We start from the raw sequence: 15,186 nt of genomic DNA on the forward strand, positions 1-15,186 counted from the left end.
CCGGAGGCAAGGTGCAAGCGAAGACAGACGCAAGCCGACACTGCCGGATCGCCGCTGCCAACCCGATACGCAAATCTCGGGAACGACAAAAAGCGGCCATTGGCCGCCTCGCGTCTCACACCAGAACCGCTTACTTCATGCGGTAGGTAATACGACCCTTGGTCAGGTCGTAGGGAGTCATCTCAACTTTGACCCGGTCGCCGGTCAGGATGCGGATGTAGTTCTTGCGCATGCGGCCGGAGATGTGGGCGATGATCTCATGCCCGTTTTCCAGCTTGACCCGGAACGTGGTGTTGGGGAGCGTCTCGCTGACGCTGCCTTCGAATTCAATGGAGTCGTCTTTCGACATGTAATCCTGTGCAATCACGGCTGGCCCGGAAGGGCCGTAAGGGACGGCATTTTACGCCCCATCTCCCCGCGGTGCAAATTTTATGTTAAGCGGACTTCAGCGAGTGCGCTGGCAGGCCGCTCGCCGTAGCGTTCGGACCAACTGCCGGGTGCCGCCGCCTGGCCGACCTGCAGCCGCACCTGCTGCAGGAACTCTGCACGTGGCAGGCGTTGCGCCCCCAGGCGCATCAGGTGCGGATTTTCCACCTGTGCGTCGAGCAACGGCCACCCGCGGGAGTGCAGGTGCGCGGCCAGCGCCGCCAGCGCCACCTTGGAGCCGCCGCTGTCGACACTGAACATGCTCTCGCCGAAGAACATCCGGCCGACCGCCACGCCGTAGATGCCGCCGACCAGGCGTGTGCCATCGAATACTTCCAGCGAATGCGCATGGCCCAGCCGATGCAGTTCGAGATAGGCCTGCTGCATCGGCGTGGTGATCCAGGTGCCATTCTGGCCGGCACGCGGAATCGACGCGCAGGCATCGATCACCTGCGCGAAGGCGGTATCGGCGCGCACGATCCAGTGGCTGCTGCGCAGCTGGCGACGGAAGCGCGAGGACAGGCGCACGCCATCGGTGCGAAACACCGTGCGTGGGTCCGGGCTCCACCACAGGATCGGCTGGCCTTCCGAGAACCACGGGAACACGCCACTGGCATAGGCGTTGAGCAGGCGCTGCGGCGACAGGTCGCCACCGATGGCGAGCAGGCCGTCCGGCTCGCGCAACGCGGACTCGGCCGGCGGAAACGGGGCGGCCGGATCGGCCGCCAGCAGGTAGGGAAGGGCGCGGGACATGCGCGCAGTGTAGAGCGTGGCGTACATGCTGCACCCAGGGCGACGACCATCGCCGGCGCGACGAACCGCGTGTGTGGTCGACACACTTTGCGGCATGCGTCCGCGAGCACCGCGGTGCCGGGCGCGTGGTTCGCACTCGCCAGACGAGTGTTCTCTGGGTGGATTTGGCCGCCTTGCTCCGACGTCCGCAAGACGCCCGGCCGGCGATCAGCGGCGGCTACGCCCTACGTCGCCGCCGCGCGGCTCAGTCGCGAAACGGGCTGTGCTCGGACAGCTCGCGTGCGTGCCGGGCCACCGCCTGGCGCTCGTCGGCACACCATTGCGCCAGCGGCTCGCGGAAGCCGGGGTCGGCGATCCAGTGGCGGCTGCGGACCAGGGTCGGCAGAAAGCCGCGCGCGATCTTGTGCTCGCCTTGCGCGCCGGGCTCGAAGCGAGCCAAGCCCTCGCGCAGGCAGTATTCGATGCCCTGGTAGTAGCAGGTTTCGAAATGCAGCCCCGGAAGGGCTTCACCGCCCCAGTAACGCCCGTACAGCGTGTCGCGCCCGCGCAGACAGAGCGCGCCGGCGATCGGTTTCCCGTCCAGCTCGGCCAGAAACATCACCAGTTGGCGCGGCAGGTGCCGGGCCAGGTGATGCAGGAATTCCGGCGTCAGCGCGGGCGAATTGCCGTATTCGTTGAAGGTCTTGAGATAGAAACCGTACATCGCTTCCAGGTCGGCGTCGCTGGCTTCATCGCCATGCACCACGCGCAACTGCACGCCGGCCCGCTGCACCTTGGCGCGCTCCTGGCGGATGTTCTTGCGCCGTTTATGGTCCATCGCGGCCAGGAAGCTTTCGAAATCGCTCCAGCCACTAGCGTTGTGCCAGTGGTACTGCAGATCGTTGCGCTCCAGCCAGTCGGCGTCGAAGGCGGTGTCTTCGTCGGCCGGGTGGAAGTTGACGTGCGCCGACGACAGCCCGCTGCGCTCCACCAGCGTACGCATCGCCGCGAGCAACTGCGGGCGCCAGCGCGCTGCGCCCAGCAGGCGCGGTCCGGTCACCGGCGAGTAGGGCACCCCGCACAGCCACTTGGGGAAGTACTCCTGACCGTAGCGCGCATAGGCGTGCGCCCAGGCGTGGTCGAACACGAACTCGCCATGCGAGTTGTTCTTCAGGTACCCCGGCGCGGCGGCGACCAGCGTGTCGCCATCCCATAGTGTCAGGTGCAGCGGGTTCCAGCCCCAGTCCGGGCGCAGGCAGCCCTCCTGCTCCAGGCCTTCCAGGAACGCATAAGAAATGAATGGGTGCGCGCCGTCGTGCAGCGTATCCCAGGCCTCGGCCGGAAGCTCGTCCAGCCGGCGGCACCAGCGGGCGGTGACGCTCATGCGCACGGTCCGCTGGTTTCGGCGCTGCCCGCGCGGCGCGGCCGGCGGTCAGCAGCCACCTCAGGCGCTCTTGTCGAGGTAGCGCTCGGCATCCAGCGCGGCCATGCAGCCGAAGCCGGCCGAGGTGATCGCCTGGCGGTAGTGCTGGTCGGCGACGTCGCCGGCGGCGAACACACCGGCCACCGAGGTCTCGGTCGCCGCGCCGTTGAGGCCGGAGCGGATTTCCAGGTAGCCGTTGTTCATCGCCAGCTGGCCGTCGAACAGTTGCGTGTTGGGATGATGGCCGATGGCAACGAAGAAGCCGTGCGCGACGATCTCGCGGGTGCTGCCGTCGAGGGTGGACTTGACCCGCACGCCGGTGACGCCGGCATCGTTGCCCAGTACTTCATCGATGGCGTGGTGCCAGACGGTTTCGATCTTGCCGGCGGCGACTTTGGCGAACAGCTTGTCCTGCATGATCTTTTCGGCGCGCAGCGTGTCGCGGCGATGCACCAGGTAGACCTTGCGGGCGATGTTGGACAGGTACAGCGCTTCTTCGACCGCGGTATTGCCGCCGCCGACCACCACCACGTCCTGGTCCTTGTAGAAGAAGCCGTCGCAGGTGGCGCAGGCGGACACGCCGCGGCCCTTGAAGGCTTCCTCACTGGGGATGCCCAGGTACTTGGCGGTGGCGCCGGTGGAGATGATCAGTGCGTCGCAGGTGTATTCGGCACCGTCGCCGGTCAGACGGAACGGGCGCTGCGACAGGTCGGCGGTGTGGATGTGGTCGAAGATCACCTCGGTCTCGAAGCGCTCGGCATGCGCCTGCATGCGGCTCATCAGGTCCGGGCCCATCAGGCCGTGGGGGTCGCCCGGCCAGTTGTCGACTTCGGTAGTGGTCATCAGCTGGCCGCCTTGCTGCAGGCCGGTGATCACCACCGGCTTGAGGTTGGCGCGGGCGGCGTAGACCGCGGCGGTCCAGCCGGCCGGGCCGGAGCCCAGGATCAGCAGACGGGAATGCTTGGCGGGACTGGCAGAAGAGGCGCTCATGTATACTCGCGATCTAGGAATTGGCAGGGCAGGCGGGTGAATTCGCGCCCCTGTGGCGGCATAGAGTGGCGGTCCCCACCCGGTGAATCAAGGCGGCGCGATGGAACTGCTTGAACCGCAGATGGCATGGTCCACCCAGTACGCGTAATCAACGCCGCCCCGTGCGGCGTTTTTTGTTGACCATCGCATGCCTGGGCAGGCGATGCGCATGCAACAGCTGAAACCGTGGCCTCAGTCGTTTATTATCAACCACTAACAGCATTTTTCTAAGGTCTGGCTACAGGTGGCAAAGCAGGTTCCCGAACGCAGCAAGCCCGCTGAGGGCAAGACGTCCTCGCGCAAGACAGCGGCGGCGGACAATCCGCGTCGGCAAAAGCTCTGGCGCGATCTGGCATTGATCGCGGTGGCGCCGCTGCTGCTGTATCTGCTGGCCAGCCTGTTCACCTATTCGAGCGCCGATCCGGGCTGGTCGCAGACCGGCAGCGTGGTCGCGCCGGTGCACAACATGGGCGGCCGCGTCGGTGCCTGGACGGCCGACGTGCTGCTGCAGCTGTTCGGTTATGTGGCCTTCCTGCTGCCGGTGGTGCTGGGCGCGGTGGCCTGGATCGCCTTGTTCGGCATGGACAAGGAAGGACAGGCCGAGGCCGACCTGGGGCCGGCATTGCGGCTGGTCGGCATGGTGGGTTTCCTGATCGCTTCGACCGGCTTCCTGCATCTGCGCCTGTTCAGCGGCGACGTGGCCGCCGCTGGCGGGATCCTGGGGCGGTTGGTTAGCAATTCGCTGAGCGCCGGGTTCGGGGCCTTGGGCGCGAACCTGTTCGTGCTGGTGCTGCTGCTGGTGTCGATCACCCTGGCCACCGGCCTGTCGTGGTTTGCGGTGATGGAGCGCATCGGCACCTGGGTGCTGGCGCTGGGGCCGCTGATGCAGCGCAAAACCCACCAGGCCACCGAGTGGCAGCAGACCCGTGTGATGCGCGAAGAGCGCGAGGAAGTGCGCAAGGTCGATGCGGTCAAGCAGGCCAAGCGCGAGCCGGTCAAGATCGAGCCGCCGCCGGCACCGGTGGTGGAAAAGAGCGAGCGCGCCAAGCGCGATACCCAGATCCCGATGTTCCAGGGCGTGAGCACCGACGGCTCCGACCTGCCGCCGCTGGCCCTGCTGGACGACCCCAAGCCGCAGGCCAAGGGCTATTCGGAAGAGACGCTGGAGACGCTGTCGCGGCAGATCGAGTTCAAGCTCAAGGATTTCCGCATCGAGGCGCAGGTGGTCGGGGCCTATCCGGGCCCGGTGATCACCCGCTTCGAGATCGAGCCGGCACCGGGCATCAAGGTCAGCCAGATCAGCTCGCTGGACAAGGACATCGCGCGCGGGCTGTCGGTCAAGTCAGTGCGTGTGGTCGACGTGATCCCGGGCAAGTCGGTGATCGGCCTGGAGATCCCCAACGTCAGCCGCGAGATGATCTTCCTGTCCGAGCTGCTGCGCTCCAAGGAATACGACAAGTCGGCCAGTCCGCTGACCCTGGCCCTGGGCAAGGACATCGCCGGGCGCCCGACGGTGGCCGACCTGGCGCGCATGCCGCACTTGCTGGTGGCCGGCACAACCGGCTCGGGCAAGTCGGTGGCGGTCAACGCGATGGTGCTGAGCCTGCTGTTCAAGGCCTCGCACAAGGAACTGCGCATGCTGATGATCGACCCGAAGATGCTCGAATTGAGCGTCTATCAGGGCATCCCGCATCTGCTGGCGCCGGTGGTCACCGACATGAAGGAGGCCGCCAACGGCCTGCGTTGGTGCGTGGCCGAGATGGAGCGCCGCTACAAGCTGATGAGCGCAGTGGGCGTGCGCAACCTGGCCGGTTTCAACAAGAAGATCAAGGACGCCATCGACGCCGGCCAGCCGATGATGGACCCGCTGTTCAAGCCCAATCCCGAACTGGGAGAGGCGCCGCGGCCGCTGGAGACGCTGCCGTTCATCGTGATCTTCATCGACGAATTCGCCGACATGATGATGATCGTCGGCAAGAAGGTCGAAGAGTTGATCGCGCGCCTGGCGCAGAAGGCGCGTGCGGCCGGTATCCATCTGATCCTGGCCACGCAGCGGCCGTCGGTGGACGTGATCACCGGCCTGATCAAGGCCAATATCCCGACCCGCGTGGCGTTCCAGGTCAGCTCCAAGATCGACTCGCGCACCATCCTGGATCAGTCCGGCGCCGAAGCGCTGCTGGGCAATGGCGACATGCTGTATCTGCCGCCCGGCACTGCGCTGCCGGACCGCGTGCATGGTGCCTTCGTGAGCGACGAGGAAGTGCATCGGGTGGTCGAGCACCTCAAGGCCAGCGGGCCGGTGTCCTACGTCGAAGGCGTGCTGGACGAAGTGCAGACCATGGGCGATGGCACCGTGGTCGGTGCGACCGGTTTGCCGGAGAGCAGCGGCGGTGGCGGCGACGAGTCAGACCCCCTGTACGACGAAGCCTTGCGCATCGTCACCGAAACCCGGCGTGCCTCGATCTCCGGCGTGCAGCGGCGCTTGAAGATCGGCTACAACCGCGCCGCACGCCTGATCGAAGCGATGGAAGCGGCCGGCGTGGTCAGCCCGCCCGAGCACAATGGCGATCGCACCGTGCTGGCACCGCCGCCGCCCAAGTAATCGGCGGCCGGCGACGCGGCGCGTATCGGCCTGGTCGACGCCGCGTTCCGTGCTGATGCGGAGTGTGCGCGCGTATGCACATGCGCATGGATGCGGCAATGTTGGAGGCCGGTGCCTGACGCTGCGGCGCACACCGGCTACCCTGATGCCCGAGGGCCGCTCCGGCCCGCCGCGATCGAGACCCATGCTGCGTCGTTCCGTGTTGCTGTTGCTGCTGCTGATCTCACTGCCATTGCTGGCCCAGGCCCAGGCCCAGCAACAGCCCGCGCCTGCTGCCGCTGTGGCGCGCACGCAGGCCGACACCAACTACAGCTTCGTGCGCTATCGCGCCGACTACGAAGTGCGTGCCGATGCCAGCAGCGTGGAAACCGACGAGTACGAGATCCTGCTCAAGACCAAGTCGGCAGTGGAGCAGTTCAGCCAGGTGCGGCTGAGCTACAGCGAGAAGATGGAAACCCTGGAGGTGCTGCAGGCCTACACCGTCACCGCCGAAGGACTGCGCCAGGATGTGGCGCCCGACAAGATCTACACCCAGGAAAGCTACTCCAGCGCAGCGGCGGCGATGTATGCCGACCGCAAGGTCAAGGTGGTGGTGTTCCCGAATCTGGCCCCGGGCGCGCGCATCGTCTATCGCGTGCGGCGTGCGCAGAACACCCCATACTTCCCCGGCTACTTCAGTCTGTGGGAGACCTTCAGCGTGTTCGCGCAATACGACGATGCGGTGGTCACGCTGGTGGCACCGAAGGCATTGCCGATGCATTTGTCGGTGCGCGGCTTGCAGGGCGGGACCCGGCCGGTGGTGCGTGGCGATCAGGCGCGCTGGGAGTGGCGCTATCAGCGCACCACGCCGATGAAGAACCAGAACTGGAGCGCGGCGACCTGGGAGTTCAGCCCCACCTTGATGGCCAGCACCTTCGACAGCTGGGCGCAGATGGGCCTGGCCTATCACGTCAAGGGTGGCCGCGCCGCCGCGGTGACGCCGGCGATCCAGTCGCTGGCCGACGAGGTGACCCGCGGCATCGACGCGCCGCGGGCGCAGGCCGCTGCGCTATACGCGTGGGTGGCGCGCAATATCCGCTACGTGGCGGTATACCTAGGCAATGGCGGGCTGGAGCCCAACAGCGCCGACAGCATTCTGTCCAACCACTATGGCGACTGCAAGGACCACACCGTGATCCTGGAAGCCTTGCTGGCGGCCAAGGGCATTGCCAGCACACCGGTGCTGATCGGTGCCGAAGGCGGGCCGACGCTGCCGCCGATCCCGGTGCTCGGCCGCTTCAATCACGCCATCACCTACATCCCGGCGTTCGATCTGTATGTCGATTCGACCAATCCGTACGCGCGCTTCGGCCAGTTGCCGGCCGGCGACCTCGGGGCGCCGGTGGTGCATACGCTGGACGGCAAGGTCACGCATACCCCGCCCAACGACCGCAAGGTCAACCGCTACGTCGCGCGTACCGAGTACCGCTTTACCCCGCAGGGCGGGCTACACGGCCTGACCACGCTCGACAGCGGACAGACCGGCGAGGTGGGGCTGCGTGCGATGTTCGTGCAGCTCAATGCGCAGAACCGCAATCGCATCGAGGAGTCGATCATTGCGCAGTCCGGCTTCGACGGCACCGGCGATCTGTTGATCCAGGGCGACCCGCTGGATCTGGATGCGCCGTTCAACTATCGCTATTCCTTCCAGGCCGAGGATGCGGTGGATTTTTCGGTGGTCGGCGGTATGACCTTGCCCGATATGCCCGGTGCCGAATCCACCCGAGGCATCTATACGACCACCTCGGCCGACGACAACCTGACCCCGTTCTACTGCAACGACAGCGTGCGCGAAGAGACCTATGTGGTGAGCTTCCCGGCGACGGTGCCGATCATCGCGATTCCGCGCAGCAGCCGCTTTCGCAACGCTGCTGGCGAGTACGCGGTCGAGTGGGCGCGCCAGGGCCAGACGGTGACGGCGGTGCATCGCTTGCAACGCGCAGCAGTACGTGGGCCGCAGGCGCTGTGTCAGCCGCAGGATTACCGTGCGTTTCGCGAGCTCTACCAGCAGGTGCGGCGCGGCTTTCGCGGGCAGATCGTGTACGGCGATCTGTCCAGGGTACAGACGGCGCAGTGAGATGAATCGACTGGCAGCGGCCGCGATCTGAACGCCTTGTGCGATAGCGCTCGCCCATTCATCTAGGAAGTATCAGAATTCCCGCATACCCTTTCTGGAACACCGCGATGCATCGCCAGCTCCGTTATGCCGTTCTCGCCACCGCCCTGTTCGCCGGCACCGCGTTTGCCGGTGCGCGTCAGGAGCTGGACACGTTCACACGCGGCCTGAAAGGCCTGGACGGGCAGTTCAGTCAGCAGGTCTCCGATGCCAACGGCCGGGTCAAGGAACGCGCGAGCGGGCGGGTGGCATTGTCGGCGCCGCGCCAGTTCCGTTGGGAATACGCCAAGCCCTACAAGCAGCTGATCGTGGCCGATGGCAAGAAGGTGTGGGTGTTCGACCCGGACCTGGAGCAGGTGACCGTGCGTGCGCAGGGCAGCGAAGAACAGAACAGCCCACTGGTTGCATTGATCGACCCGGCGCGCCTGGACAAGCAATACGACGTCAGCGAAGAAGCGGCGCCACGTGACGGACTGCAATGGCTGTCGCTGACGCCCAAGGTCGACACCGAAGCCAGTTTCCAGATGGCCTCGCTGGGGTTCGGCAAGGATGGCCTGGCCAGGATGGAAGTGGTGGATGCGGTCGGCCAGCGCACTGCGATCAGCTTCAGCGGCTGGAAGCGCAATCCGGCATTCGCGGCCGACACCTTCCGCTACACGCCGGGCAAGGGTGTGGACGTGGTCGGCGACGCGCAGTAAGCCGTTGCTTGCAGCAGTCGTGCAGCCAACGGCCGTGTTCGCAGAAGGTCGTTGGCTGACGCGATACAATGCCGCGTGGCACGAACCAAGCTCCCCATCACTCCCGAAGCCGATCTGCTCAGCGTAGACGGCGAGCACCTGCGCCCGCTGGCCGAGCGCATGCGTCCGCGCACCCTCGACGAGATGGTCGGGCAGAAGCGACTGCTCGCGCCCGACAGCGCATTGCGACGCGCGGTGGAATCTGGCCGCGTGCATTCGATGATCCTGTGGGGTCCGCCCGGTTGCGGCAAGACCACCCTGGCGCTGCTGCTGGCGCATTACGCCGACGCCGAGTTCAAGGCGATCTCGGCAGTGCTGTCGGGTTTGCCCGAGGTGCGCCAGGTGCTGGCCGAGGCTGCGCAGCGCTTTGCCGGCGGGCGCCGCACGGTGTTGTTCGTCGATGAGGTGCATCGCTTCAACAAGGCGCAGCAGGATGCGTTCCTGCCGCATATCGAGCGTGGCACGATCCTGTTCGTCGGTGCGACGACCGAAAATCCCTCGTTCGAACTGAATTCGGCATTGTTGTCGCGCTGCCGCGTGCACGTGCTGGAAGGCGTTTCGCCGCAGGACATCGTTGAGGCCTTGCAACGTGCGCTGCATGATCCAGAGCGCGGGCTGGGGCAGGAGAGCATCCAGGTCAGCGATGCCTCGCTGCTGGAAATTGCCAGCGCGGCCGACGGCGACGTGCGCCGTGCATTGACCCTGCTGGAGATCGCCGCGGAACTGGCAGGCGGCGAAGGTGGCCAGATCACTCCGCAGACGCTGCTGCAGGTGCTGGCCGACCGCACGCGTCGTTTCGACAAGAACGGCGAGCAGTTCTACGATCAGATTTCGGCGCTGCACAAATCGGTGCGCAGCTCCAACCCCGATGCCGCGCTGTACTGGCTCACGCGCATGCTCGACGGCGGCTGCGACCCGGCCTATCTGGCACGGCGGCTGACCCGCATGGCGATCGAGGACATCGGCCTGGCCGATCCGCGCGCGCAGAGCATGGCGCTGGAAGCCTGGGATATCTACGAACGTCTGGGCAGCCCGGAGGGCGAGCTGGCGTTCGCGCAACTGGTGCTGTATCTGGCCAGCACCGCCAAGTCCAATGCCGGCTATGCCGCCTTCAACCAGGCCAAGGCCGAGGTGCGCGCCACCGGCACGCAGGAGGTGCCGCTGCATCTGCGCAACGCGCCGACCAAGCTGATGAAGACGCTGGGCTACGGGCAGGACTATCAGTACGACCACGACGCCGAAGGCGGGATCGCGCTGGACCAGACCGGCTTTCCGGATGCGATGGGCGAGCGGGTCTATTACAACCCGGTGCCGCGCGGGCTGGAGATCAAGCTCAAGGAAAAGCTCGACCGCCTGCGCGCCGCGCGCGAACAGGCGCGGGCTGACAAGGGCGGCAAGCCCACGGCATAATCGGCCGCACAGGAGATGGCATTCCTCCTTGAACCGCACGCACCTTGCGCGCTGATGATGCCTGCCCACCCCCGCCGGGGCGGCAGGTCTGTGCCCCGGCATCCTTTCTCGCTCAGAAAACCGGATGATGCCGACATGCACGACACCTTGTTGAAACCCCCTTTGGCCGCCTGCGGAGTGCGCGCATGAACGCACCGGTGTGGTGGCAGCAATTGCTGTTGGCGATGATCGGCGGTGCGCTGGGCTCCGGCCTGCGCTTTGCCATCGGTGCTTCGTTGCTGCAGCGCTTCGGCAACGGATTTCCGTGGGGCACGCTGACCGTGAATCTGCTCGGCTCGTTCGTCGCCGGCGTGCTGCTGGTCTGGCTGGATGCGCGCGGGCCGGCAAGCTGGCCGTTGCGGGCCTTGTTGATCGTCGGTGTGATCGGCGGGCTGACCACGTTCTCCTCGCTGATGATGGAATGCCTGGTATTCGCACGCACGGATCGGTCCGCGATGATCGGCGTGTATCTGGCCATCACGCTGGTGGCCGGGCTGGCGCTGGTGTTCGCCGGTGCGCGTGCCGGTCAGTGGCTGGTGGCGCGTTAGGCGCAGCTCTGCCGTGTAATCGCGGCAGTGAAGCCAAGGCCGGGATGCGGCGACGTTGCGAGCGTAGATACACGCCGACGATTGAATGGCTGGCATGTGTTGGCGCCGCCGGGCAACGGTCAACCTGCCATCAGGAGCCATGCTCGGACGCGACGCCTGGTCGCGTGCCTGTCGGGCGCGCCGACGGATGCATGGTGTCGCTGGCATTCGCTGACGACTGTTTGCACTGGCGCATAAAAAAGGCGTGCTCGCGCACGCCCTGATTGACTGACAGCCTGGTCGGCGTTGCGGGATCGGCCCGGCGGCCGATCCCGCAGTGCATGACTTACAGCGCTTCGATGATGCCTGCCGCGCCCATGCCGGTGCCGATGCACATGGTGACCATGCCGTATTTCTGCTGACGACGGCGCAGACCGTGCACCAGGGTGGCGGCACGGATCGCACCGGTGGCGCCCAGCGGGTGGCCCAGGGCGATGGCGCCGCCGAGCGGGTTGACCTTGGACGGATCCAGCTCGCTGTCGCGGATCACCGCCAACGCCTGTGCGGCGAAGGCTTCGTTGAGCTCGATCCAGTCGATCTGGTCCTTGGTCAGGCCGGCCTGCTTGAGCGCCTTGGGAATCGCCGCGATCGGGCCGATCCCCATCACCTCCGGACGCACGCCGGCCACCGAGAAGCTGACAAAGCGCGCCAGCGGGGTCAGCCCGTAATCCTTGATCGCCTGCTCGGAGGCCAGCAGCACCGCACCGGCGCCGTCGCTCATCTGCGAGGAGTTGCCGGCGGTGACGCTGCCGCCGAACTGGCCGTTGCGGAACACCGGACGCAGCTTGGCCAGGCCTTCGAGCGAGCTGTCGGGGCGCGGGCCTTCATCGGTGTCGATCAGCCGCTTGCGCAGCGCGATGACATTGCCGGCCAGGTCGGGCTGGTGCGAGAGGATCTCGTACGGAGTGATCTCGTCGCGGAATTCGCCGGCGGCAATGGCGGCAATCGCCTTCTGGTGCGAAGCGAGCGCGAATGCATCCTGATCCTCGCGCGAGACCTTCCATTCCTCGGCCACTTTCTCGGCGGTGATGCCCATGCCGTAGGCGATCGCGACGTGGTCGTCGGCAAAGACGTTCGGCGACATGGCGACCTTGTTGCCCATCATCGGCACCATCGACATCGACTCGGTACCGCCGGCCAGCATCAGGTCGGCATTGCCCAGACGGATCTGGTCGGCGGCCATCGCCACGGCCTGGATGCCGGACGAACAGAACCGATTGATGGTCTGGCCGGCCACGCTGTTGGGCAGGCCGGCGAGCAGCACGCCGATGCGCGCCACGTTCATGCCTTGCTCGCCCTCGGGCATCGCGCAGCCGATGATGGCATCGTCGATCCGCGACAGATCGATGCCCGGCGCCTGCGCCACGACTGCACGCAACACGTGCGCCAGCATGTCGTCGGGACGGGTATTGCGGAACACGCCCTTGGGCGCCTTGCCGACCGGCGTACGGGTGGCGGCGACGATGTAGGCTTCTTGAATCTGCTTGCTCATGGCTATCTCCGATAGCCGGGATTGGGGAGTCGGGATTGGGGATTCGCAACTGCGGATCCTGATTCCTGAATGGTCCTGCCCGGCGGATGAATTTGGTGGAAGCGAGAATGTTGGAGGGCAGGGGAGCCGCTGTTACGAATCCCCAATCCCGAATCCCGAATCTCAGTTCCTCAACGGCTTACCCGTCTTGAGCATGTGCCCAATCCGCGCCTGGGTCTTTTCCTGCTGGGCCAGTTCGACGAAGTGCTTGCGCTCCAGCTTGAGCAGCCATTCTTCGTCGACCAGTGCGCCGCGATCGACTTCGCCGCCGCACATCACCGTGGCGATGCGGGTGGCGATTTCATAGTCGTAGTCGCTGATGAAGCGGCCCTCCAGCATGTTGACCAGCAGCATCTTGAAGGTGGCGATGCCGACGTCGCCGGCGACCTGGATGCGACGTGCCGGCAGCGGGGCGCGATAGCCGCCTTCGGCCAGTGCGCGCGCTTCGGCCTTGGCGATGTGCAGCGCCTCGAAGCTGTTGAACACCACCTTGTCGGTGGCGCGCAGCAGGCCCAGCTCCTTGGCATTGACCGCCGAATTGGACACCTTGGCCATCGCGATGGTCTCGAAGGTCTTCTTCAGCTCGGCGAACACATCGCCGCCCGGACCTGCGGCCTGCGAGGCACGCACGGCGATTTCCTTCAGGCCGCCGCCGGCAGGCAGCAGGCCAACGCCAGCTTCGACCAGACCGATATAGCTTTCCAGCGAAGCCACGGTCTTGGCGCTGTGCATCTGGAACTCGCAGCCGCCGCCCAGCGCCAGCCCGCGCACGGCCGAAATCACCGGCACCTGCGCGTACTTGATGCGCTGGCTGGTGGCCTGGAAGTTGGCGACCAGCGCTTCGAATGCATCGACCTTGCCGGCCTGCAGCAGACCCAGCGCGCCGGCCAGATCGGCGCCGGCGGAGAAGGGCTCCTTCTGCTGCCAGATCACCAGCCCGGCGAAGTCCCTCTCGGCGCGGCCAACGACCTCCTGCAGGCCATTGAGCACGTGATCGGAGACGGTGTTCATCTTGGTCTTGAAGCTGACCACGGCGATGTCGTCGCCGTCATGCCACATGCGCACGCCGTCGTTTTCGAACACCGTCTCGCCCGGCGAGAACTGCTCGCCCAGCAGCGGATCGGGGAAGCGCTGGCGCTTGTACACCGGCAGTGCCGAGCGCGGCAGCTTGGCGTCGCGCGCCGGGCTGTACGAGCCTTCGGCCGCATGCACGCCGTCGCGGCCGTCGAACACCCAGTTCGGCAGCGGCGCGCTGCTCATGCTCTTGCCGTTGGAGATGTCTTCGGCAATCCACTGCGCTACCTGCTTCCAGCCGGCGGCCTGCCAGGTCTCGAACGGGCCGAGCGACCAGCCGTAGCCCCAGCGGATCGCCAGATCCACGTCGCGCGCGGTTTCGGCGATATCGGCCAGGTGGTAGGCGCTGTAGTGGAACAGGTCGCGGAAGGTGGCCCACAGGAACTGCGCCTGCGGGTTCTGGCTTTCGCGCAGCTTGGCGAACTTCTCGGCCGGGTTCTTGATCTTGAGGATCTCGACCACTTCCGGCGCCGCGCTGCGATCGGCGGTTCTGTAATCCTGCTTCTCCAGGTCCAGCACCACGATGTCCTTGCCGACCTTGCGGAAGATGCCGGCACCGACCTTCTGGCCGAGCGCGCCCTTGCCGATCAGCGCCTCCAGCCACTTGGGCGACTTGAAGTACTGGTGCCACGGATCGTCGGGCAGGGTGTCGCCCATGGTCTTGATCACGTGCGCCATGGTGTCCAGGCCGACCACGTCCGAGGTGCGGTAGGTCGCCGACTTGGGGCGCCCGACCAGCGGGCCGGTCAGCGCATCGACTTCATCGAAGCCCAGCCCGAACTCGGCGGTGTGGTGGATGGTGGACAGGATCGAGAACACGCCGATGCGGTTGCCGATGAAGTTCGGGGTGTCCTTCGCATACACCACGCCCTTGCCCAGCGTGGTGACCAGGAAGCTTTCCAGTCCTTCCAGCACGGCCTTGTCGGTGCCCTTGGCCGGAATCAGTTCGGCCAGGTGCATGTAGCGCGGCGGATTGAAGAAATGCACGCCGCAGAAGCGGTGACGCAATTGCTCGGGCAGCACGTCGGAGAGCTTGTTGATGCCCAGGCCGGAGGTATTGGAGGCCAGCACGGCGTGATCGGACACGAACGGGGCGATCTTCTTGTACAGGTCCTGCTTCCAGTCCATGCGCTCAGCGATCGCTTCGATGATCAGGTCGCAATCGCGCAGCTGCTCCAGACCGCTTTCATAGTTGGCCGGCGTGATCGCCTCGGCCAGGGCCTTGCTGGCGAGCGGGGCAGGGCTGAGCTTGCCGAGGTTGGCGATGGCCTTGAGCACGATGCCGTCGGCAGGACCTTCCTTGGCAGGCAGGTCGAACAGCACGGTGTCGACACCGGCATTGGTGAGGTGCGCGGCGATCTGCGCGCCCATGACGCCGGCACCGAGCACGGCAGCACGACGGACTAGCAACGGATTGGACATAGCGATGAGCCTTTGGTGT

The 15,186-nt window shown here is 66.0% G+C and carries 11 protein-coding genes and 1 riboswitch; of the genes, 5 read left to right on the top strand and 6 right to left on the bottom strand.

The window, feature by feature from the left end:
- Window positions 1-130: 130 nt before the first annotated feature.
- The 4 genes from infA to trxB form a co-directional block, all read right to left on the bottom strand.
- On the bottom strand, window positions 131-349 hold the full coding sequence (gene infA / locus DGN21_RS09895; protein ID WP_002813418.1) for a translation initiation factor IF-1: 219 nt from the start codon (window positions 347-349) through the stop codon (window positions 131-133).
- 80 nt (window positions 350-429) lie between these two features.
- A complete protein-coding gene (gene aat / locus DGN21_RS09900) occupies window positions 430-1,179 on the bottom strand; it encodes a leucyl/phenylalanyl-tRNA--protein transferase (protein WP_126966710.1) in 750 nt (249 codons plus the stop codon).
- A 244-nt stretch (window positions 1,180-1,423) separates the two neighbouring features.
- Window positions 1,424-2,542: a GNAT family N-acetyltransferase gene (locus tag DGN21_RS09905; RefSeq protein ID WP_126966711.1), complete on the bottom strand. Its 1,119-nt coding sequence runs from the start codon at window positions 2,540-2,542 to the stop codon at window positions 1,424-1,426.
- Between the two features lie 60 nt (window positions 2,543-2,602).
- Entirely contained in the window at window positions 2,603-3,571 is a 969-nt protein-coding gene (gene trxB, locus DGN21_RS09910; protein ID WP_016901755.1) for a thioredoxin-disulfide reductase, read from the bottom strand.
- 283 nt (window positions 3,572-3,854) lie between these two features.
- On the opposite strand from trxB, the gene DGN21_RS09915 reads away from it, so the two are divergent.
- The 5 genes from DGN21_RS09915 to crcB all read left to right on the top strand — a co-directional run bounded on the left by DGN21_RS09915 (window position 3,855) and on the right by crcB (window position 11,101).
- A complete protein-coding gene (locus DGN21_RS09915) occupies window positions 3,855-6,212 on the top strand; it encodes a DNA translocase FtsK (RefSeq protein ID WP_104574548.1) in 2,358 nt (785 codons plus the stop codon).
- Window positions 6,213-6,396: 184 nt separating this feature from the next.
- Window positions 6,397-8,328 (top strand): DUF3857 and transglutaminase domain-containing protein, encoded by a 1,932-nt coding sequence (locus tag DGN21_RS09920; protein ID WP_126966712.1) that lies wholly within the window; start codon window positions 6,397-6,399, stop codon window positions 8,326-8,328.
- Between the two features lie 107 nt (window positions 8,329-8,435).
- Window positions 8,436-9,065 carry an outer membrane lipoprotein chaperone LolA gene (gene lolA / locus DGN21_RS09925; RefSeq protein ID WP_016901760.1) on the top strand — a complete coding sequence of 210 codons (630 nt, stop codon included), beginning with the start codon at window positions 8,436-8,438 and terminating at the stop codon, window positions 9,063-9,065.
- A gap of 159 nt (window positions 9,066-9,224) precedes the next feature.
- Window positions 9,225-10,514, top strand: coding sequence for a replication-associated recombination protein A (locus DGN21_RS09930; RefSeq protein ID WP_226427869.1), 1,290 nt, complete (start codon window positions 9,225-9,227; stop codon window positions 10,512-10,514).
- Between the two features lie 2 nt (window positions 10,515-10,516).
- Window positions 10,517-10,585: riboswitch (Fluoride riboswitch) on the top strand.
- 114 nt (window positions 10,586-10,699) lie between these two features.
- The gene (gene crcB, locus DGN21_RS09935; protein WP_126966713.1) at window positions 10,700-11,101 is read left to right on the top strand and encodes a fluoride efflux transporter CrcB; all 402 of its coding nucleotides are present in this window, start codon (window positions 10,700-10,702) and stop codon (window positions 11,099-11,101) included.
- Window positions 11,102-11,426: 325 nt separating this feature from the next.
- Here the strand turns inward: crcB and DGN21_RS09940 are convergent, their stop codons facing one another.
- Entirely contained in the window at window positions 11,427-12,632 is a 1,206-nt protein-coding gene (locus DGN21_RS09940) for an acetyl-CoA C-acyltransferase (protein WP_102256773.1), read from the bottom strand.
- A 162-nt stretch (window positions 12,633-12,794) separates the two neighbouring features.
- Window positions 12,795-15,167, bottom strand: a complete 2,373-nt coding sequence (locus DGN21_RS09945) for a 3-hydroxyacyl-CoA dehydrogenase/enoyl-CoA hydratase family protein (protein ID WP_126966714.1) — start codon at window positions 15,165-15,167, stop codon at window positions 12,795-12,797.
- Window positions 15,168-15,186: the final 19 nt, after the last annotated feature.

The sequence above is a fragment of the Xanthomonas sp. MLO165 genome, from assembly GCF_018831305.1.
Classification (GTDB): domain Bacteria; phylum Pseudomonadota; class Gammaproteobacteria; order Xanthomonadales; family Xanthomonadaceae; genus Xanthomonas; species Xanthomonas arboricola.